17 protein-coding genes are annotated in these 19,729 nt (G+C 71.1%); 8 read left to right on the forward strand and 9 right to left on the reverse strand.

The window, feature by feature from the left end; all coding sequences use genetic code 11:
• Nucleotides 1–14: 14 nt before the first annotated feature.
• A complete protein-coding gene (locus tag OG430_RS08805; RefSeq protein ID WP_327351876.1) occupies nucleotides 15–1,532 on the reverse strand; it encodes a peptide MFS transporter in 1,518 nt (505 codons plus the stop codon).
• 287 nt (nucleotides 1,533–1,819) lie between these two features.
• Here OG430_RS08805 and OG430_RS08810 point away from each other — a divergent pair, with 287 nt between their 5' ends.
• From OG430_RS08810 to OG430_RS08820, 3 genes are all read left to right on the forward strand, one after another.
• Nucleotides 1,820–3,802 carry a hypothetical protein gene (locus OG430_RS08810; RefSeq protein ID WP_327351877.1) on the forward strand — a complete coding sequence of 661 codons (1,983 nt, stop codon included), beginning with the start codon at nucleotides 1,820–1,822 and terminating at the stop codon, nucleotides 3,800–3,802.
• Nucleotides 3,803–3,807: 5 nt separating this feature from the next.
• Entirely contained in the window at nucleotides 3,808–5,280 is a 1,473-nt protein-coding gene (locus OG430_RS08815; RefSeq protein WP_327351878.1) for a branched-chain amino acid ABC transporter substrate-binding protein, read from the forward strand.
• A gap of 131 nt (nucleotides 5,281–5,411) precedes the next feature.
• Nucleotides 5,412–5,684 carry a hypothetical protein gene (locus tag OG430_RS08820; RefSeq protein ID WP_327351879.1) on the forward strand — a complete coding sequence of 91 codons (273 nt, stop codon included), beginning with the start codon at nucleotides 5,412–5,414 and terminating at the stop codon, nucleotides 5,682–5,684.
• A 206-nt stretch (nucleotides 5,685–5,890) separates the two neighbouring features.
• Here the strand turns inward: OG430_RS08820 and OG430_RS08825 are convergent, their stop codons facing one another.
• From OG430_RS08825 to OG430_RS08835, 3 genes are all read right to left on the reverse strand, one after another.
• Nucleotides 5,891–6,532 (reverse strand): response regulator transcription factor, encoded by a 642-nt coding sequence (locus tag OG430_RS08825; protein ID WP_327359003.1) that lies wholly within the window; start codon nucleotides 6,530–6,532, stop codon nucleotides 5,891–5,893.
• Nucleotides 6,529–8,280: a sensor histidine kinase gene (locus tag OG430_RS08830; protein WP_327351880.1), complete on the reverse strand. Its 1,752-nt coding sequence runs from the start codon at nucleotides 8,278–8,280 to the stop codon at nucleotides 6,529–6,531. Before OG430_RS08830 ends, OG430_RS08825 begins: the two co-directional genes overlap by 4 nt.
• Nucleotides 8,281–8,452: 172 nt before the next feature.
• Nucleotides 8,453–10,231 (reverse strand): VanW family protein, encoded by a 1,779-nt coding sequence (locus OG430_RS08835; protein ID WP_327351881.1) that lies wholly within the window; start codon nucleotides 10,229–10,231, stop codon nucleotides 8,453–8,455.
• Nucleotides 10,232–10,443: 212 nt separating this feature from the next.
• On the opposite strand from OG430_RS08835, the gene OG430_RS08840 reads away from it, so the two are divergent.
• Complete coding sequence (locus tag OG430_RS08840) at nucleotides 10,444–11,322, forward strand: endonuclease/exonuclease/phosphatase family protein (protein WP_327351882.1); 879 nt, start codon at nucleotides 10,444–10,446, stop codon at nucleotides 11,320–11,322.
• An 18-nt stretch (nucleotides 11,323–11,340) separates the two neighbouring features.
• Here OG430_RS08840 and OG430_RS08845 read toward each other — a convergent pair whose 3' ends face one another.
• Nucleotides 11,341–11,976, reverse strand: a complete 636-nt coding sequence (locus tag OG430_RS08845) for an alpha-ketoglutarate-dependent dioxygenase AlkB (RefSeq protein WP_327351883.1) — start codon at nucleotides 11,974–11,976, stop codon at nucleotides 11,341–11,343.
• A 142-nt stretch (nucleotides 11,977–12,118) separates the two neighbouring features.
• On the opposite strand from OG430_RS08845, the gene OG430_RS08850 reads away from it, so the two are divergent.
• On the forward strand, nucleotides 12,119–12,511 hold the full coding sequence (locus tag OG430_RS08850) for a VOC family protein (protein ID WP_327351884.1): 393 nt from the start codon (nucleotides 12,119–12,121) through the stop codon (nucleotides 12,509–12,511).
• Between the two features lie 24 nt (nucleotides 12,512–12,535).
• On the opposite strand, the gene OG430_RS08855 is transcribed toward OG430_RS08850, so the two are convergent.
• The 3 genes from OG430_RS08855 to OG430_RS08865 form a co-directional block, all read right to left on the reverse strand.
• Nucleotides 12,536–13,663, reverse strand: a complete 1,128-nt coding sequence (locus OG430_RS08855; RefSeq protein ID WP_327351885.1) for a YncE family protein — start codon at nucleotides 13,661–13,663, stop codon at nucleotides 12,536–12,538.
• Entirely contained in the window at nucleotides 13,663–14,256 is a 594-nt protein-coding gene (locus OG430_RS08860; protein ID WP_327351886.1) for an ankyrin repeat domain-containing protein, read from the reverse strand. Before OG430_RS08860 ends, OG430_RS08855 begins: the two co-directional genes overlap by 1 nt.
• Before the next feature lie 92 nt (nucleotides 14,257–14,348).
• A complete protein-coding gene (locus OG430_RS08865; protein ID WP_327351887.1) occupies nucleotides 14,349–14,882 on the reverse strand; it encodes a GlcG/HbpS family heme-binding protein in 534 nt (177 codons plus the stop codon).
• Nucleotides 14,883–15,258: 376 nt separating this feature from the next.
• Between OG430_RS08865 and OG430_RS08870 the strand changes: the two genes are divergently transcribed.
• Complete coding sequence (locus tag OG430_RS08870) at nucleotides 15,259–16,458, forward strand: sensor histidine kinase (protein ID WP_327359004.1); 1,200 nt, start codon at nucleotides 15,259–15,261, stop codon at nucleotides 16,456–16,458.
• A 15-nt stretch (nucleotides 16,459–16,473) separates the two neighbouring features.
• Here the strand turns inward: OG430_RS08870 and OG430_RS08875 are convergent, their stop codons facing one another.
• Nucleotides 16,474–17,139 (reverse strand): GntR family transcriptional regulator, encoded by a 666-nt coding sequence (locus OG430_RS08875; protein WP_327351888.1) that lies wholly within the window; start codon nucleotides 17,137–17,139, stop codon nucleotides 16,474–16,476.
• Between the two features lie 229 nt (nucleotides 17,140–17,368).
• On the opposite strand from OG430_RS08875, the gene OG430_RS08880 reads away from it, so the two are divergent.
• Together OG430_RS08880 and OG430_RS08885 are read left to right on the forward strand one after the other, a co-directional pair.
• A complete protein-coding gene (locus tag OG430_RS08880) occupies nucleotides 17,369–18,148 on the forward strand; it encodes an ankyrin repeat domain-containing protein (RefSeq protein WP_442816451.1) in 780 nt (259 codons plus the stop codon).
• Between the two features lie 103 nt (nucleotides 18,149–18,251).
• Nucleotides 18,252–19,724, forward strand: a complete 1,473-nt coding sequence (locus OG430_RS08885; RefSeq protein WP_327351889.1) for a chlorohydrolase family protein — start codon at nucleotides 18,252–18,254, stop codon at nucleotides 19,722–19,724.
• Nucleotides 19,725–19,729 lie beyond the last annotated feature (5 nt).

Raw genomic sequence — 19,729 nt, forward strand, 5'->3', positions numbered from 1 at the left:
CCCGCCGCGTGCCCTCAGGCGGCGACAGTGACCTCGGTCGCGGCCGGCCGCTGCTCCCCGATGAGCGCCCGCAGCTTGCCCGCGCCGAGGAACATCGCGATGCCCGCGACGATCAACAGGGCGCCCTGCCAGAGGAAGTTGGAGCTCTGGCCGATCACGTCGTCCAGGCGGGGCAGCTGTCCGCCGATCGCGTCGCCGGTCGCGGCGGCCAGGAACCAGACGCCCATCATCTGGTTGGTGAAGGCGCGCGGCGCGAGCACGGTGGTCACGGACAGACCCACCGGGCTGAGGCACATCTCGCCGATGACCTGGATGAAGTAGACGCCGATCAGCCACATCAGGGAGACCTTCGCACCGCCGGAGGCCAGCGACGAGGCGGCCGACATCAGGAGGAAGGAGATTCCGACCAGGCCGAGCGCGGCGGCGAACTTGCCGGGGGTGGAGAAGTTGCGCCCCCGGCGCACCCAGAACACCGCGAACAGCGGCGCCATCAGGATCACGAACACCGAGCCGATGGACTGGGTCCAACTGGCGGGCATGGACCAGCCGAAGACGTCCAGGTTGGTCTTCTGCGCGGCGAACAGGTTGAGTTCGCTGCCGACCTGGTCGTAGATCATCCAGAACAGGGCGGCGGCCGCGAACAGCCATACGTACGCCTTGAGGCGCTTGCGCTCCTCGGTGGTGACGCTGGGGCTGCGGTACATGTAGACGAGGTAGCCGCCCGGGACGACGACAGCGATCAGCGTGAGCGCGAAGGTGATGTTGTCGATGTCCAGGCTGCCGGTGACCGCGCCGAGCAGGCCGAGCAGCAGCAGGCCGGCCGCGGCGATGGCGCCGTTGCGCTTGAGGGTGTGGCGCTCGCGCGGGGTCAGCGGGGTGATGGGGGCTTCCTTGTACGTGTCCGCCATGCGCCGGCCGCCGATGACGTACTGCGCGAGGCCGAAGGCCATGCCGACGGCCGCGGCGGCGAAGCCGAGGTGCCAGTTGACCTCCTCGCCGAGGAAGCCGACGAGCAGCGGGGCGACCAGGGCGCCGAAGTTGATGCCCATGTAGAAGAGCGAGTAGCCGGCGTCGCGGCGCTCGTCGCCCTCGGCGTAGAGGCAGCCGACCATCGCGGAGATGTTGGACTTCAGGAGTCCGGTGCCGATGGTGATGAGGAACAGGCCCGGCCAGACGCCCAGGTTGCCGGGGACCGACATGGCGATGTGGCCGGCCATGATGACGATGCCGCCCCACAGTACGGTGCGGCGGGCGCCGAGCAGGCGGTCGGCGACCCAGCCGCCGGGCAGCGCGAGCAGGCCGATCATGGCCATGTACACGCCCTCGACGGCCTCGGCGGTGCCCTCGCTCAGGCCCATGCCGCCCGACTGCGTCTTGGCGGCGAGGAAGTGGACCAGGATGGCGACCATGCCGTAGAGGCTGAAGCGCTCCCACATCTCGGTCAGCGCGAGCGTGGAGAGCCCTCGGGGGTGCCGCCGCCTGGACGGGGCCGGCACCTCGGGCTGCTTCTGCATACTTATCGAATCACTCACATATCCAAGCTAGGTGCCCCTACCAGATCACACCTCCACTTTTTGGCCGATATGGGGCCGGGACCCGGCAGGCCCTTGGACCCGGCCGTAAGTAACCAACTGGTCCCCGCCGTACGTAATCAGCCATCGGGCCGGGCGGAAAACAGATCGCTCCCACCCCTCCAACCACGGTAAAACCAGCGGTACTTCGCATGTCCGAGCGATCAGCGTGGGATCCTCACTGCACCGGCGCACGGCAGGCAACGGCACCTACCGGCACGCATCGGCATTCAGGGGAGCGGGGGCACGTGACGGAGTCGGCAGCGGGCATCGGCATCAGGGGACGCAGGGGCATCGTCTCCCTGGTGGACGCCTGCCTGAAACAGCAGCCGGACGCGGAGCGCCCCGTCACCCTGCTCCTCGGGCCGCACGGCAGCGGCTCCAGCGAGACGCACAGCGTCCTGATGGAGCGGTTCGGGCCCGAATTCCCTTTCGCGTACGTCAAGTTCGCCCCGGGCCAGGCCCTGCTCCCCCGCTACGCCCTGGGCCTGATCGCCCGCCAGCTGGAGCGCAAGCTGCCGCGCTACCGGCGCTCCCGCTTTCCGCTCCTCACCCTCGGGCTGCTCGCCTCCGACCAGGACCTGTCGATCACCACGCTGGCCCAGGGCAGGCGCGACATCCGGCGCAGGCTCGACTCCTTCCAGCAGCAGGCCGAGCACCGCTACGGCGACTACCTCGCGGCCTTCCTCGATGTCGCGGGCAGCGCGATCAGGGCGCCGGAGGGTGCCTCCGCGCTCGTCCACGCCCTGCTCACGGACGCCCTGCGGCGCGGACGGCGCAGGCTGCCGGGGACCCGGTTCAGCGCGGAGGCCGCCTGGTACGGGGACCATCCGCTGATCCAGAGCCAGGACCGCTGGGACGCCCTGGTCGAGCTCAACATCTGGCGCCACCAGGGCGACGAGGACGACACGGAGCGCCTGGACCGGGTGCTGTTCTCGGCGTTCCTGGAGGATCTGCGGCGCAATGTGGGTCGCTCCTTCGCGCCCCGCTCGCTGCTCGTCCTGCTCGACGACACCCACACCGAGTACGGCCGCCGCTTCCTCGACCTGCTCCTTCGCGCCCGGCACGACGACACGGTGGTGGCCGGGCGGGACTGCGACCCGCTGACCGTCGTCGCGAGCTGCAACCGCTGGCTGCCGCGCTGGGGCCCGGTCACCGGCGAGCAGTGGCCCTGGCAGCTGCGGGTGCCGGACCGGGCCTCGCCCGCGGACTGGGCCGAGCACCGGCCGCCGCGGGACGGCGAGGACACCTGGTGGTATCCGCTGCGGCTGCGCGACCTCAATCTGGACGAGGTCCGCATCCACATCGAGCAGCAGCTGCACACGCATCCGGGCCTCGCCCCGTTCGCCCGGCTCGCGCCCTTCATCCACCGGCTCACCAGCGGCCTGCCGAAGGCGGTGCACGAGGTCCTGGAGGTGCTGCGGCAGCAGGGCGCGCCGCCCGATCCGGGGCCGGAGCAGGACCGCTGGCTGCGGACGCTCCCGGAGCGGACGGTGCAGGTCGGCGAGGACAACGTACCTCTGGTGGACTCGGCGCTCGCCGGGCTCCTGGAGGGCTTCGGGCCGCGGGAGCTGGACTCGCTCGCCGAGTGCGCGGCGGCCCAGGACCTGTATCTGGGCACGCAGGTGCTCGGGCACGGCGAGGCGCTGTTCACCGAGCTGCGGTCCCGCTGGCTGCTGCAGAGCCCCGGTTCGCTGACGCCCGCGCTGCATCCGTGGCTGCGCCGGCTGCTGCTGTGGCAGCTGGCGCTGCGACCGCACGACTGGGACACCGCCCACGAGCTGCTCGCCGACCACCACCAGGCGGAGGGACGCGGGGCGGCGCAGATGTACCACCGGCTCGCCCTCGGTGATCTGGACGCGGTGGCCGGGCATCTCGTGGACCGCTTCCAGGCGGTCCGCGCCGAGCAGTGGATCAGCGAGTTCGACCGGATCACGGCGGCCCCCAACCGCCTGATGACACCGGGCGGTCCGCTCGACCTGCTGGCCGGGCTCGGCCCCGCCCATCCCGACGCCGCGGTGACCACGCACGCGGTGGTGCGGGATCTGACGGCCGCCCGCTGGCTGTGGAGCGACCCGCTCACCGACCCCGCGCTGCGGCTCGGCGATGTGATCGCCGACGGCTTCATCCAGCTGTCGAGACTGTGGAGGAACGACAACGTGGCCCTGCTCAACGAGTCGGAGCGCTACCGCCACTGGCGCCACCCGCTGACGATCACGGCAGGGGGCTGAGCGCCATGCGCAGGATCGAATGGCCGCTGCACGTCGTGAAGCGGGTGGTGATCGGGGTGCTCGCCGCCGTCGCGCTCGGGATCCTCGGGAACCTGGCGTGGGGCTGGTACGAGTCGTCGCAGGCCAAGTGCGGGGACGGCGTGGTCAAGCGGGGCGAGAAGGACGAATGCGTCGGGGTCACCGACGGCGCGTACCACTTCGCCGGTCATCTCGCCGAGGTGGAGAAGAAGATCAAGGCGGAGAACGACCGGGTCGTCAAGAACGAGGGCAAGGAGCCGTACGTCAGCGTCGCCTACCTGGCCTCCTTCACCCTCGACAACGACGACAGCAACTCCGAGAACTCCGTACGCCATGAACTCGAAGGCGCCTACCTCGCCCAGTACCGGCACAATCGCGGCGACCTCTCCGCCTCGCCCAAGATCCGTCTGCTGATCGCCAATTCGGGGAGCAGTTCGTCCGAGTGGTCGCACACCGCCGACGAGCTGATCGCCCGCAAGGACTCCGAGCGCCTCGTCTCGGTCGTCGGACTCGGACCGAGTACGAACCGCAATCTGGCCGCGTTGAAGCGGTTCTCCGAGGCCGGACTCGCCACCGTCGCGAGCACCATGACGGCGACGAACATAAAGGACATCAACGGTTTCGTCCGCGTGGCGCCCACCAACGACGCGGAGGCGAAGGCGGGTTCGGCCTATCTCAAGCAGCAGAAGATCCGCAGCGCCGTCGTCGTCCAGGACGCCGCCGAGAGCAATCTGTACGCGAAGACGCTCGGCAGGGCCTTCGAGAAGGAGTTCAAGGACGACACCCATGAACTGGTCGCCGACACCATGACGTACGACTCGTCCGTGGCCGGCGCCTGGCAGAACGAGCTGCGGTACATGCCGGGCCAGCTCTGCGACCAAAAGCCCCAGGTCGTCTATTTCGCCGGGCGCGGCCGGCATCTGTCGCACTTCCTCGACGCGATCGCCAACCGGGCCTGCCAGAAGCAGCCGTTCACGGTCCTGACCGGCGACGACACCACGAACCTCACCCCGGACGAGCTGGCCGCCGCCGCGAAGACCGGGGTGGACGTGCTGTACACGGGTCTCGCCCACGCGGAGATGTACGACAAGAACCGCAAGGCGGTGTCCGAGCCCTCGGCGCGGAACTTCCGCCCCGGCAACCTGCTCGACCAGTGGTTCAAGAACGACCCGCGCTACGACGGCCAGGACATCATGGCGCACGACGCGGTCCTCACCGCGGCGCAGGGCATCCGGATGGCCTCGGGCTGGAAGGGCAAGGTCACCGGGCCCGCGGTGGCGCGGATGTTCCATCAGATGGTCGGCAACCAGGCGGTGCCCGGCGCCAGCGGCTTCATCCAGTTCCAGAACACCGGCGACCCGGTCAACAAGGCCATCCCGATCCTGCAGCTGACCGCCGACGGCCGCTCCGAGCTCATCGCCGTCTCGTCCGACCGGGGCCGGCCGACCGAGCGCCCGTGAACGCAGCCCCTTCCACTGAAAGCCACCAGCCATGACTCATGGTGTTCTGTCGCTTTTGTGGCTATCTATGCGTTCAGTTCGGTGCGGACAATGAATCGGCCCCACAGAACGCCCAGAGGAAGGAATCAGCCATGAGGCACCACACTCTGCGCAACACGTTCGTGGCTGCAGGAGCAGGCGTGGCACTGGCGCTCTCCGCCGGCAGCGCCGGCGCCGACTGCGTCAGCCAGGAGGTCTTCAACTCGTGCCTCAGCACGGGCAACGCCGCGATGGATCTGGCCCGCCAAACCGAAACCGGCGTCGACGACGCCGCCGCAAGTGCCGCACTTCAAGCGTGTTACGTGCAGTGCGACGACGACGCCTCTGCCCTGCAGAACAATCTGGCACCGGTCGCGAAGTGGTAGCCGGCAAGTGGTAGCCGGCCGGCGAAAGGCGGGATTTCAGGGCTGGCCCTGATGTCCGGGCGCCTGGCGCCGCCTAAGTTGGACCGCACCGGCACCGCTCCGCGATTGGGCAGTCGGGGGACACGGGGGTAGGTCCAGCGCGGGGCGGACGTCCGGGACGAGGTCGGCCCGAGGGGGGTCAGGCATCGCGACCGGCCCGAGAGGGATCAGGCGCCGCGCAGATAGGCGAGGACCGCCATCACGCGCCGGTGGTCCATCGATTCCGCGCCGAGCCGCAGCTTGGTGAAGATGTTGCGTACGTGCGTCTCCACCGTCTTGCCGCCGATGACCAGCTGCTGCGCGATGGCGTCGTTGGACCTGCCCTGGGCCATCAGTTCCAGTACGTCCCGCTCCCGTGCGGTGAGTTGGGCCAGCGGCCCCGCCGCACTGCGCGCGCCCATCAGGCGGGCCACGACCTCCGGGTCCACGACGGCCTCACCCGCCGCGACCCGTTTCAGCGCACCGGCCAGCTCGTCGACGTCCGCGACGCGTTCCTTGAGCAGATAGCCGAAGCCCCGGGAGTCCTCGGCGAGCGCCCGCACCGTGGCCGTCGTCTCGACGTACTGGGACAGCAGCAGCACCCCGGTACCGGGGAACGCGGACCGGATCGCGGCCGCCGCGCGGATGCCTTCGTCGGTGTGGGTCGGCGGCATCCGGATGTCCAACAGGACGACGTCCGGGCGGTGTTCGGCGACCAGGCCGAGCAGCGGCCCGGCCTCCCCGCACTGTGCGGACACCTCCACGCCCTCGTCCTGGAGCAGCCGCACGATGCCCTGGCGCAGGATCGCCGAGTCCTCGGCCACGATCACCCGCACGGCAGCTCCGCCCTGATCCGGGTGCCGCCCCCGGCGGGGCTGTGCACCTGCAGTACGCCGTCGACGGCGGCCAGGCGGTCGGCGAGGCCGCGCAGTCCGGAGCCGAGCGCCGTGTCGGCGCCTCCTATGCCGTCGTCGACCGTCTCGACGACGAGGGTGTCGCCGTGTCTGCGGGCCGAGATGCTGACGGCCTTGGCGCGGGCGTGCTTGGCGGCGTTGGCGAGGGTCTCGCAGACGGTGAAATAGGCGGTGGACTCCACCACCGGGTCGAAGCGGCCGGGTTCGGCGGCGACCACCACGGGCAGCGCGGCCTGCTCGGCGAGCGCGGTGAGCGCCGGGCCGAGGCCCTCGCGGGTGAGGACGGCCGGGTGGATGCCGTGCGCGATGCCGCGCAGCTCCTCCAGGGCCAGGCGCAGGCTGTGCTCGACCTCGGCGACGGAGTCGCGCACGGAGGCGTCGGGGTGATCGGCGACGCCCTTGGCGACGCGGCGCAGTGTCATCAGGGCGAAGACGAGGCGGGTCTGCGCGCCGTCGTGCAGGTCCCGTTCCAGGCGTTGGCGTTCGGTGTCGGCGGCGCGCACGATGCGTGAGGTGACCTCCCTGGCCTCGGTGCGCAGCCAGGCGTTCTCCAGGCCGAGCCGCAGCGAGGCGCCGACCGCTTCGAGGAGTTCGGGGTCCTCGGCGAGGGCCGGGTCGTGGCGGAGCACGGCGAGCGGGGTGCCGCGCGAGGAGTCGACCCGGGTGACGCCGGGGCCGTCCGCCTTGAGGCGCCGGCCGCCCTCGTCGACGTACGCACTCTGCTCCTCCTGCCACAGTCCGAGCCGTACGGTCGCGTCCCCGAGCACCCGCGCCAGCATCGCGCGCATGCGGGCGGGCGTGGGTTCCGCGCCGACCTCGATGACGAGGCCGCTGACCTCCGCGCGCTGCAGCTGCATCCGCAGGAGTCCGGCCAGGAAGGCGAGCGGGACGGCGGCCTGGGCGAGGTCGGAAGCAAGCAGGATCGCGTCCTCGCCGAGACCGCTCAGGTCGGGCAGGGCGAGGAGCAGGACGTCCCAGGCGGCGAAGGCCATGGTGATGCTGATCGCGATCCAGGCGGGGAGCAGCGCGCGGCGGCGGGCCACGGAGGCGCGCCGCCAGCGGCGCACGATCGCCACGACCATGACAATGGAGATCGCCCAGCCGAGACCGCGATAGACGCCGTCGACGTACGGGAAGAGGCCGGTTGCATCCGGTACGAGCAGCGGGTTGGGGCCGCAGTCGCGGCAGTCCAGATACGTCGCCTCGGACGCGAGGGCCGGGTCGTAGGTGAGGGTGCGCAGGAGGCCGCCGACCGCGACGAGTCCGTAACCGAAGCCGATGAGCCGCCGTCCCGTGGCGGAGGCCGCCCGGCCGTCGGGGAAGGTGAGGACGAGGTGGACGAGGACGGCCATGTTGAGCGCCTCCCACCAGGCGCCCACGGCGAACAGGGCGGGCACGTTCGTGCCCTGCAGATTGCCGAGGAACCAGGTGATGCCCTCGGCGACCATGAGCAGGCCGGTGCGGTTGGCGGGCCTGCGCCACCAGGCGACCAGGCCGGCGCCCGCGTAGGCCCAGCCCACGGCGAGGTCGCGGGCCACGTCGGCGGCGGACCCGCCGGCACGTGCGTAGCCCACGGCGCCTGCTGTGCCGGCTGCTGCGGCGAGGACGGCGGCGAGGGCCAGGACAGGCCCTAGCCGGGCCGCGACGGTGTCGAACCCCTTCACCGGCCACACGTTAGGCCATGGTCAGCGGGGTGCGGCGGGCCGGTACGCAGCTGCTGACCGGTCGGTCAGTTCTGGCCGGAACCCGTGGCCGGAATCCGACCTCGCCCGAGGCCTCGCCCGAGGCTGTCGGCCGACCTGGTCGGCCGCTGTCAGCCGACCTGGTCGGCCGCTGTCAGCCGACCTGGTCGGTCGGGCCGCCGGAGGGCTTCTCCGGCGCCTCGCAGGTGACCTTGTCGCGCGGCGTGTAGTGCGTGCGGAACGGCTCGCGCTTCACTTCCACGCCGTCCTTCTTGAAGATCCGCTCGACCGTGACGTCGAAGCCCTCGGCCGGGGTCTGCGGCTCGCACTGCTTGCTGTCGCTGGTGCGCTCGGCGGGCTGCTTGATGTTGGTGCGCGGGCCCTTGGTGGCCTCGATGGAGTCGTACTTCTTGGTGCCGATGAAGCTGATGGTGACCGAGGTGTCGGTGGCCTTGGCCTCGACGTAGATGGCGTTGCCCGAGTCGTTGTTGAACTTCAGGTCGAGGCTGCCCCAGGCGACGGTGGCCTCGCGGCCCTCCGGGTAGCGCTCGATGTAGAAGGAGTGCGCGCCGTACTCGACGGGCTTCACGCCGGCGAAGAACATCGCGTTGAACATCGTGGTGGCCACGGCCGAGACGCCACCGCCTGCGGCCTTGGTGTACTGGCCGTTGAGGATCATCGTGCCGTCGACGAAGCCGTTGGCCTTGGTGCGCTCACCGACGGTCTTGTTGTAGCTCCAGGTCTCCCCCGGCTTCACCACGGACCCGTTGATCAGCTCGGCGGCGCGGCCGATGTTGGTCGTACGGTACGGAGCCTTGTCGAAGTTGACCGTGAAGGAGGACATCTTCTCCTTCAGGCCGAGCTGCGCGGCGTTCTCGCGGGTCACCGTGGGCTGCGTCTTCACGGTCGCCACGTCGGCGGTGCGGGCGGCGGTGCCGGTCTTGGCGAGCAGCGGCAGGACGGCCTTTTCGAGGGCCTTGTCGGTGATCTCCTGGCCGGGCTTGGCGTCGGCGACCACGACCACCTTGTCGCCGTCGAGGCGCAGCTGGGCGTTGGTCGCCTTGGTGGCGACCTGGGCGAGCGGCGCGGTGAGCGCGGGGTCGGCGAGCAGGCCCTTGGCGTCGAGCTTGGGCTGCAGCTTGCCGTCCGCGTCGGGCTGCATCTTGAGGTGCTTGCCGAGGATCTCCTGGCCGATGACGAGCTGCTTGTCGCCGACCTTGAGGGTCACGGGGCCCGACATGGCGGGGTCGCCGAACTCGCGCAGGGCGCGCTTGGCCTCTTCGCCGGAGACGCCGGGCTCGGTCTTCTTGGTGGGGAGGTCGGCCGCGGTCACCTGGGGCTTGTCCGTGCCGGACTTCTTGCCGCCGTCGCCGTCGTCCTTGGCCTTCGCCAGGTACGTGCCGCGCAGGGTGTCGATCGCGGCGTCGACGTCGAGGGCCTGGCCGGTGCGGGCCTCGACCTCCTTGGCCTTGCCGCCCTTGAAGGAGACGCCGCCGTCGCGGACCTTCTGGTCGTGCGTCTTGGACAGGTCCTGCAGGGCGATGCGGGCCTTGGCCTCGTCGACCTTGACGACCGGCTCCACGTCGCCGCCGGAGCCGAAGAGGTTCCCGATCACGTTCAGCGGGTTGGCGCCGGGGTTCGCGGCCCGCTCGGCGGTCTGCTCGGCATCGAAGCCAAGGCCTGCCTTCGCGGGGTCGATCTCGGCGCTGCGTCCCCCGATGTTCAGCTTCAGCGGCTCGGACGCGGCCTGGGCGTGCTCCTTCTCCAGCTTCTCGCGGGCCTCACCGCGGCTCAGGCCGCCGATGTCGACGCCGCGCACCTGGGTGCCCGAGGATATGCCGTCGCCGGCGAGCAGCAGCCCGGCGAGATACAGGCCACCGGCACCTACAACCACCGCGCCACCAGCGGCCGCGGCGGGATGTATTCGGCGCATGAGTCTCCCTGGAGAAGGTCTGGGCGGGGTCTGGCGAAGGTAGCAAGATGCACCTAATTGGGCAATAAGGATGAACTGTGCGTAATCGGTCCACTTCGGCCGGTGATCACCGGGTCCCGTCGAGCGACGATCACCGGACCTCCGGAAACCGTTCACCACACCGTTCACGGCACCCACGTGTGCGCCTCACCGCCGACTGGTACGAACATGGCATGGACATGAAACTCTTCCGGCGGGCGGCCTGCGCGGGCACCGCCCTGGCCGCCGCCTTCACCCTCGGCCTGGCCGCACCCGCTCCGGCGGCGGCCCCCGCTCCCGCCGCCGGCACGCTCACCGTGATGAGCTTCAACACCTGGCACGGCGGCACCCAGGTCCCCGACGGCACCAACAAGACCGCGAACGAGATCACCAAGGCGGGCGCCGACGTCGTCTCGCTGCAGGAGTACTCCGGCAGCTCGACCCGGCAGATCGCGGACAAGCTCGGCTGGTACGCCACCGACACCGGCACCGACGTCGACATCATCAGCAGGCTCCCCTTCGAGGGCACCGACTGGACGACGGGCGGCGGCGGCACGGTCGCCGTGAAGATCAAGGGCATCTGGATCTACTCGGCGCATCTCGACTACACCAAGTACGGCCCGTACAACGCCTGCTTCGACAACGACAGTTACGAGACCATCTACGCCGACGAGGCGAACCGCAAGAAGCAGGCGCAGGAAATCCTCAGCTGGGCCGGCTCCAGCCCCGCGATCATCGCCGGCGACTTCAACACGCCGTCCCACCTGGACTGGACCGCCGACACCAAGGCGGCGCACTGCGCTTCGGTGGTCCAGTGGCCCGCCACCAAGGTCTTCGCGGACGCCGGCTACTGGGACTCGTACCGCGAGGTCAATCCGGACGAGGCGGCCCGCCCCGGCAACACCTGGTCGCCGGTGGTGAAGACGAACGAGGGCCGCCCCGAGCCGCAGGACCGGATCGACTTCATCCTCTACCGGGGCGGCTCGCTGGACGCGACCAACTCCCGTACATGGGGCGGGGGTTCGGGCTGGCCGTCGGACCATCTCGCGGTGGTGACGACCTTCAACCTCTGACTTCCACCCCGCGCGGGCTCAACTCACGCCGCGCGGACGGAACTGGATGCTGATGCGCGGTCCTGCCGCGCGCGTCGACTTGGGGATCGCGTGTTCCCAGGTGCGCTGGCAGGAACCGCCCATCACGATCAGATCGCCGTGCCCGAGCGGCCGCCGCACGCTCGGCCCGCCTCCGAGCGGGCGCAGGACCAGGTCGCGCGGGGAGCCCACCGAGAGGATGGCGACCATGGTGTCCTCACGGGCGCCCCGACCGATCCGGTCGCCGTGCCAGGCCACGCTGTCGCGGCCGTCCCGGTAGTAGCAGAGGCCGGCCGTGGTGAAGGGTTCGCCCAGCTCGGCGGCGTAATGCGCACCGAGCGCGCCCCTCGCCTCGGCCAGGACCGGGTCCGGGAGCGGGACGCCCTCGCGGTAGAAGGCGAGCAGTCTCGGTACGTCCACGACCTGTTCGTACATCTGCCGCCGCTCGGCCCGCCACGGCACGGCCGCGGCAAGGCGCTCGAAGAGCCCGTCCGCCCCGCTCAGCCAGCCGGGCAGCAGGTCGATCCAGGCACCGTCACCCAGCTCGGTCCTGCGCAGGCCGTCGAGCGGGGCGAGGCGGGAGCCGGTCGCGTCGTCGGGCTGGTCGAAGAGGGAGCCCTGGAGGTGCATGGCCATGACCGCACCTTACCGCTTAATCGAATACACGTTCCATTCCAGCGCCACTAGCGTGTTCCCCTTCGGCGCACTCCCTGTACTCGCTGCACTCGCCGCACCCGCTGCACGCGCCGCACCCCCTACGTCACCGGGAGGTCCTCACATGGCCAGCAAGTTCACCGAGCTCGCGATCGACTGCGCTGATCCGCACGCCCTGGCCCGGTTCTGGTGCTCGGTCCTCGACTACGAGGTGCTGGACGAGGAGGAGGACGGGGTGGTCACCATCGGCTCCCCCACAGCCCCCGAGGCCAAGAGCCATCCGGGTCCGGTGTCGCCGACGTTGACCTTCGCGCGCGTGCCCGAGGGCAAGACGATCAAGAACCGGCTCCACCTCGACGTCAACGCGACCGACCGGGAGCAGGACGAAGAGGTCCGCCGCCTGCTCGACCTGGGCGCCCGGCACGCCGACGTCGGCCAGAGTGGCGAGGAGAGCTGGGTGACCCTGGCCGACCCGGAGGGGAACGAGTTCTGCGTCCTCGCGAGCCGCTGCCCCTGAGCAAAAGGGCGCGCAAAGGGGCGGTCAGAGAACCGCGATGCCCAGGGGTCGCACCCCGGCCGGCAGCCGCCGCGTCTCACCGCTGTCCAGGTCGACGACGGTGATGCCGTCCCACGAGCCCTCCCGGGTGAAGCCGCCGGTGACGTACGCGGTGCGGCCGTCCTCGGACACCGCGACGTCCTCGTGCGGACCGTCGAGCGGCACGACGCGCTCCTTGCCGTCCGGCGCGCGGACCGTCAGGGACGGCCCCTCGTCGGAGCCGTCGATCGGCCCCGTGCCGACGACGAGCAGGGTGCCGTCGGGGGCGACGGCGGCGCCGTGCTGATGAGTGTTGGCGGTCATCTTCTCGATGGCCACCTTCCCGGTACGCGGGTCGAGGACAGCAAGCCGCTCCCCCTCGAAGGGCAGCAGCACCTTGCCGTCGTCGCGTACGGCGGCATAGTGCGGCTTCAGCCAGGAGCCGAGGCCGAGCTCGCCGTACGGGGCGACCACGAGCCTGCGCGGCGTGAGCGAGTCGGTGCGCACGGCCGTCACGTCGTACGAGTCGTGCCCGGTGGCGTACACCTCGGCGCCGTCACGCGAGACATCGACGTCGAAGGGGCGGCGGCCGACGGGAACCGTGTCCGTCACCTCGCGCCGGTCGGCGTCGATGACCTCCAACACCCCCTTCTCACCAGGGACGTTGACGCCGACGTACACCTGCTTGCCGTCGGGTGCGAGGGCGATGCCCATGCCGCCGCCGCGGTACTCGCCCGTCGTGACGGGTCCGGTCTTCGTCTCGTACGGGATCCGGCCGAGGCTCTTGCGCGTCTCGGTGTCGACGACGGCCACGCCCTCGGCGGTCGCCACCCATGCCCTGCCGTCGTCGCCGACGACCAGGCCGTACGGCGCCGTCCCGACCTTCACCGAGTCGATGGGCCCACGGTCCGGGTCGACGAAGGTGACCGTGTCGGCGTCGAAGTCCGCGACAAGGAGGGTGCCCTGCGCGGTGCGCGCGGGGGCCGGACCTGACGGCTTCACGTCGGCGGTCCGGGGCGCGGCGGGCGCGGACTCGGCGGCCCCGCCGGTACCGCACCCGGCGAGGAACAGCACCAGAGCGGCAGTTCCGAGGACTCCGCCCCGCAGGGCCGTGCCCCGGCCGGCGCCCGCCATCAGGCGGCCCTCAGCAGTGCCGCGAGGGCCTTGAAGCCGCGCCGCTCGGCGTGCCGCAGCGGTGTGACGCCGTCCCCGTCGGCGAGGTCGCGGCGGGCGCCCGCCGCGAGGAGCAGTTCCACGATCTCCTGGTGGTCGAGGCCCCCGTCGCCGAGGATCACGGCCTCCAACAGGGCGGTCCAGCCGAGGTCGTTGACGTGGTTCACGTCGATGTCGGTCTCGCGCAGCACGGCCCGTACGTAGGCGACATGGCCCCGCTCGCTGGCCGGGATCAGCGAGATCCCGCCGAAGCGGTTGCGCAGGGTCAGGTCCGGGCCCGCGGGCAGCAGGACCCGCATCATCGCGACATTGCCGGTCACGCCGGTGACCAGCCAGGCGCTGTCGTGGCGCATGTCCTGGGCGTTCGGGTCGGCGCCGGCCGCGACAAGGACCCGCGCCGCCTCGACATGACTGTTGAGGGAGGCGATCAGGAGGGGAGAGCGCAGGTCCTCGTCTCGCGCTTCCACGGAGGCTCCGGCGTCCAGGGCGGCACGTACCTCTGCGGCGTCGCCACGGCGGGCGGCGTCGAGGAGCCGGCGGTTGCGTTCGTGCATCTGGTCCTCCATGTCCGTACGAAAAAGCCCGGCGGCACCCGTACGGGGGGGGCGGGTGCCGCCGGAGTCTGTGAACTGCCCGGTGGGACGGACTACTTGGCGAGGGAGGCCACGCCGGCCTGCGCGAACTTCTCGTCCAGGTCGCCGCTCGGGGCGCCGGCCACGCCGATGCCCGCGATCGGGGCGTTCTTCACGGTGACGGGGGCGCCACCGGCGAGGAAGAGGGTGCCGGGGATGTCCTTCAGCGTCGGGGCCTTCTCGAGGTTCTTGACCAGCTGCGAGGTGGGGGCGTTCCAGGAGACGGCGGTGAAGGCCTTCTTCTGCGCGGCCTCGTAGGACTGCGGGCCGGCGCCGTCGCCGCGCAGCGTCAGGATGGTGTTGCCGTTGCGGTCCACGACGGCGACGGAGACACGCTGGTTCTCCTTCTTCGCGGCGTCGAGGGTGACCTGCGCGGCCTTGGTGGCGGCCTCGATGGTCAGGTGGGTGGACTGCATCGTGTTCTTGTTCTTGGCGTCCGCGGCCGGGGTGGCGGCGTTGGCCGAGACGGTGCCGAAGGTGCCGGCGGCGAGCGCGGCGGCGGCGACGGAACCGGTCAGGACACGGGTACGCAGGGAAAGCTTCTTCATGATCTTTGGCTCCTCAGGGTCAACCAGGTGGCTCGGGAAGCTCTGCTTGCTGCGTTCCCGCTCTGGTATCCATCGTGGCGGCGGAACCCGCCCCCACCGGTCGACCTGGAGGCTGCCGTCCGCGTGCCCGACGGATGACGGCCCCGTCAACCGATCAGCTGATGCGAGGGTCATCCGCCCAGGTCACCATGGGTACGGCAGGACAAGTGGGACAAGGGCACACGGTGCGTGAAGACGGAAGAGGCAAGCGGTGCAGCTAGACAAGCGGTCGCCCGAGGAGCCGTCCCCGGCCGGGACGTCCCACGCGGAGCAGCCGTTCGCCGTCCCGGACGCGCAGCCGTTCGCCGACCCGGACGCCCGCTGGCTCGCGGCCGTGATGCATGTGGCCTTCTTCGTGCTCCTCGGCTCGTCCCTGACCCGCTATCTGATGGTCCACCCCAAGGCGCCCGCCACCCCGTGGGTGCTGGTGCTCGCGGTCACGCTGGCGCTGCTCTACCTGCTCGGCCCGGTCATCGGCCCACGGGAGGACCCCACTCCGGACCGGACGGGCGCGGGCACGGCACACAAGGTCTGGCTGACCGCCGTGATCGGCATCTGGCTCACCCTGGCCTACCTCGCGCCGAGCTTCGGCTGGTGCGCGGTGCCGCTCTTCTACACCGGTCTGCGGACCCTGCGGTTGCGGGCCGCGGTCATTCTCGTCTTCCTGCTCACCACGTTCGTCGTGGCGGCGCAGATGAAACTGCGGCTGCGCTTCGGTTTCGACCCGAACCTGATCCTCGCGCCGTTGGCCGGCTCCGCCGTCGCCACCGCCGTGTTCACGTACTCCCAGCGCCAGACGGACCGGCTGCGGACCACTGTCGCCGATCTCGTACGCACCCGTCGTGAACTGGCCGCCACCGAGCGGCGCGAGGGCACGCTCGCCGAGCGGCAGCGCCTCTCCATGGAGATCCACGACACCCTCGCCCAGGGCCTGTCCAGCCAGCAGATGCTGCTGCAGGCAGCGAGCCGCCTCTGGAGCACGGACCCCGAGACCGCCCTGCGCCATGTCCGCAGCGCCGAGTCCATCGCCGAGCACAACCTCGTCGAGGCCCGCCGCTTCGTGCACGATCTCGCCCCCGCCGACCTGGCCGAGGGCGGCGGCCTCACCGACGCGCTGCGCAGGCTCGCCGCGCGCGAGACGTCCGGCGCGCTCCAGGTCCGCTTCCGCCAGGACGGCGATCCGCTGACGCCGCTGCCCGACCGGGTCCAGTCCGCGCTGCTGAGGATCGCGCAGGGCGCCCTTGCGAACGTACGCGAGCACGCCGACGCCACCACGGCGGCCCTCACCCTCACCCACCTCGACGACCAGGTGGTCCTGGACATCGCCGACGACGGCTGCGGCTTCGATGCCACCGGACAGCCCGGCGGCGTACGCGGGCACGGCCTGCCGGCGATGCGGGCGCGGGCGCAACAGCTCGGCGGCACGCTCACCGTCGAGACGGATCCGGGGCTCGGGACGGTCGTCTCCGCGGCGATTCCGCTCGCGGGGACCGATGCCCAGGAGGACGGACCCGCTCCCCGCGTCGGCCCCGTCTGATCAGCTCCGTACGCGCTACTCCTCGGCCGTTTGCTCCTTGGCCGCCCGCAGATGCGCGGCGATCGCGCCGCGCCCCGTCTCCAGGTGCTGCATGACCAGTTCCTCGACGCGCTGCACGTCCCGCGCCGCGATCGAGTCGTAGAGCTCTTCGTGCTCCTTGGCGACGGCCAGCAGGTCGTCGTGCCGGCTGAGCAGCCAGCGCATCCGGCTGCGCAACGTGCGTTCCAGCTCGGTGAGCAGTTCGTTGGCGGCGAGCGAGGTCACCGTCTCGTGGAAGTCGGCGGCGGCGCGGCGCGCGCGTACGGCGTCGCCCTGCCGGGCCGCGTCCAGCTCCGCGTCGAGGTTGGCGCGGAGCTGTTCGAGCCCCGGGCGGGTGCAGCGCTGGGCCGCGAGGCGGAAGGTCAGGGTCTCCAGTGCGGAGCGCACTTCGTCCAGGTCCGACACGTCCGTGGGGCTGAACTCCCGCACGACGGCCCAGGTCCGCGGTCGCGGGGTCACCAGGCCCTCCGCCACGAGCGACTTGAGGGCTTCGCGCACGGGCAGCCGGCTCACGCCGAGATCGGCGGCGAGCTCACGCTCGACGAGCTTGCTCCCGGGTGGACGTACGCCGTCGAGGATGTCGTCCCGCAACTGCCGGGTGACCCGATCCGACTCGGGCTCGAAGCCTTCAGAACCTGCCATGCGGCTCATTCTCTCACCAGGTCAGGGAGGAGCCTGTTTGGTATACCGAATATCGGATACTGGGGATCGGGCATGCGGCGCATCAGCCGATCGGTCGACCCGGGAGTCCTCCGTACGCCGCCGGGCTCCAGCCGGTTCAGCGACGGCCGCGCCCGCGAAGCGCTCCGAGCATGGACTGAACGGGCCCTCATCGGCCGCCGGCTCCCCCACGACCACGAAAGAGGACCCCATGGCTTCGTCGCGCAGGATCACCCTTCTCATCGCCTCGCTCGCCGGGGCGGCCGTGCTCGCGACCGCGTGCAGCGCGCAGTCCGACGCCGCGCCCACGGCCGAGCGGACGCCCGCAGCAGCCCAGTCCTCATCCGGATCTGCGTCAGCCACGGCCAAGGGAGAGGTGAAGCGCCAGGAATCCGACCCCGCCGCGAGCCGGGACCTCCTCACCGCCGCGCGCGACGGAAAGCCCGATGCCGTACGCGATGCCATCGCGCGCGGCGCCGACCTCGAAACCCGCGACGCCGACCGCCGCACACCGCTGCTCCTCGCCGCCACCGGCGACCACGACGTGGCCGCCCGGCTGCTCGTCGAGGCGGGCGCCGACCCGGACGCGGTCGACGCGCAGCGCGATACTCCCTGGCTGGTCACCGGCGTGACCGGCAGCGCCAAGATGGCCCGGGTGCTGGCCGCGGCGGACCCGGACTACACCCTGGTCAACCGGTACGGCGGCACGTCCCTGATCCCGGCCGGCGAGCACGGTCACGTCGACTACATCCGCGAGGTCACCACCAACCCGGACATCGACGTCGACATCAACCACATCAACGACCTCGGCTGGACCGCCCTGTTGGAGGCAGTGATCCTCGGCGACGGCGGCAAGGACCACCAGGAGTCCGTGAAGCTTCTGCTGGCCGGGGGCGCCGACCGTTCCCTCGAGGACAAGTCCGGGAAGACGGCGCTGCAGCATGCCGAGGAGAAGGGCCAGGACGAGATCGCCCGGCTGCTGCGCGGCTAGGCCCCCTCCACCGCCCCTGCCGCTATCTGGTATTCCAAATGCTACGGTCTGGACGCCGACTCCGACGCCGGCCCCGCCCGGCCGGCGACCTCAGGAGGATCCCTTGCGTACTCGTTGGCGCGCCGCCCATGTGCTCGCCCACCAGGGCGGACGCCACGTGCTGCTGCGCGACGGCGAGGTGGTCTGGGAAGACGACACCCTCATCCATGTCGGCCGCGGCTGGACCGGTCCCCTCGACCACGATGTCGATCTGGGCGACTGCCTGGTGACACCGGGGCTCATCGATCTCGACGCCCTGGCCGACATCGACCACCTCGTCCTCGACTCCTGGGCCTCGCCCGAACTCGCCCCGGGGCACCAGTGGTCGTACGAGTACGCCGCACGCAGCCGCGACGTGTTCACCCCGGACGAGCGCTCGGTGATCCGTACGTACGCACTCGTCCAGCTCGCCCTGCACGGCATCACCACCTACATGCCGATCGCCTCCGAGGTGCACAGCGCGTGGGCCGAGACGTACGACGAGCTCGTCGCCATGGCCGACACCTCGCGACGGCTCGGCCTGCGCGGCTACTTGGGGCCGAGCTACCGCTCCGGCGTGAACGTCGTCCACCCCGACGGCCGGCGCGACATCGCGTTCGACGAGGAGCGGGGGCGGGCCGGGCTGCGGGACGCCGAGCGGTTCCTCGACCACGTCGAGCAGTTGGCCGACCCGCTCGTACGCGGCGCGCTCCTGCCCTGCCGCATCGAGACGCTCACCCCCCAACTCCTGGACGCCACAGCCGAGTTGGCCCTGAGCCGGGACGTCCCGGTCCGCCTGCACTGCCTGCAGGGCATGACGGAACGCGCACTCGTGCGACGCATCCACGACTGCACGCCACTCGAACTCCTCACCCGCAGCGGCCTGTTGGAGACCCGGCTGCTCGTGCCGCACGGCATCGTCATCGACCGCCACCCGTCCGTGCAGGGCGAGGACCGCGGCGACCTGGCCGTCCTCGTCGACGCCGGGGTGTCCGTCGTGCACTGCCCGCAGACCTCACTGCGCTACGGGGACGTGCTGCACTCCTTCGGCACGTACCGCGACGCCGGGCTCAATCTGTGCCTGGGCACCGACTCGTTCCCGCCTGACCTGATCCGGGGCATGGACCTCGGGGTGCACCTCGCCAAGGTGGTCGACGGGCGGGCGGATGCCGCGCCCGCCGAGGCGTATGTCGAGGCCGCCACGCTCGGCGGGGCCCGGGCCCTGGGCCGCGACGATCTCGGCCGCCTTGCGCCGGGCGCCCGCGCCGACCTCGTCGCGTTCCGGCTCGACGACTTCCGTGACGGCGTGCTCGACGACCCCGTACGGACGCTGCTCCTCAACGGCAGTGCCCGCAACGCCACTTGCTCCGTGGTGAACGGCCGGCCGGTCCTCGTCGACGGCCGGCTGCCCGGAGTCGACACCGACGAGCTGGGCCGCCGCGCGCAGGCCCTGTTCGACAAGATGCGCGCGGCCTACGGCGAGCGGGACGTACACGGCCGCGGAGCCGACGTACTCTTCCCGCCCACCTTCCCGGACTTCGAGGAGCCGGACCGGTGAGCCGG

This window comes from Streptomyces sp. NBC_01304 (assembly GCF_035975855.1).
Classification (GTDB): domain Bacteria; phylum Actinomycetota; class Actinomycetes; order Streptomycetales; family Streptomycetaceae; genus Streptomyces.

Excerpts from the sequence above, each read along its gene's own strand:
- OG430_RS08820 (WP_327351879.1), top strand. The coding sequence starts at position 5,412 with ATGAGGCACCACACTCTGCGCAACACGTTCGTGGCTGCAGGAGCAGGC.
- OG430_RS08875 (WP_327351888.1), bottom strand. The coding sequence starts at position 17,139 with ATGGCAGGTTCTGAAGGCTTCGAGCCCGAGTCGGATCGGGTCACCCGG.
- OG430_RS08860 (WP_327351886.1), bottom strand. The coding sequence starts at position 14,256 with ATGCACGAACGCAACCGCCGGCTCCTCGACGCCGCCCGCCGTGGCGAC.
- OG430_RS08840 (WP_327351882.1), top strand. The coding sequence starts at position 10,444 with ATGGACATGAAACTCTTCCGGCGGGCGGCCTGCGCGGGCACCGCCCTG.
- OG430_RS08815 (WP_327351878.1), top strand. The coding sequence starts at position 3,808 with ATGCGCAGGATCGAATGGCCGCTGCACGTCGTGAAGCGGGTGGTGATC.
- OG430_RS08880 (WP_442816451.1), top strand. The coding sequence starts at position 17,369 with ATGGCTTCGTCGCGCAGGATCACCCTTCTCATCGCCTCGCTCGCCGGG.
- OG430_RS08865 (WP_327351887.1), bottom strand. The coding sequence starts at position 14,882 with ATGAAGAAGCTTTCCCTGCGTACCCGTGTCCTGACCGGTTCCGTCGCC.
- OG430_RS08835 (WP_327351881.1), bottom strand. The coding sequence starts at position 10,231 with ATGCGCCGAATACATCCCGCCGCGGCCGCTGGTGGCGCGGTGGTTGTA.
- OG430_RS08845 (WP_327351883.1), bottom strand. The coding sequence starts at position 11,976 with ATGGCCATGCACCTCCAGGGCTCCCTCTTCGACCAGCCCGACGACGCG.
- OG430_RS08855 (WP_327351885.1), bottom strand. The coding sequence starts at position 13,663 with ATGGCGGGCGCCGGCCGGGGCACGGCCCTGCGGGGCGGAGTCCTCGGA.
- OG430_RS08850 (WP_327351884.1), top strand. The coding sequence starts at position 12,119 with ATGGCCAGCAAGTTCACCGAGCTCGCGATCGACTGCGCTGATCCGCAC.
- OG430_RS08870 (WP_327359004.1), top strand. The coding sequence starts at position 15,259 with ATGCATGTGGCCTTCTTCGTGCTCCTCGGCTCGTCCCTGACCCGCTAT.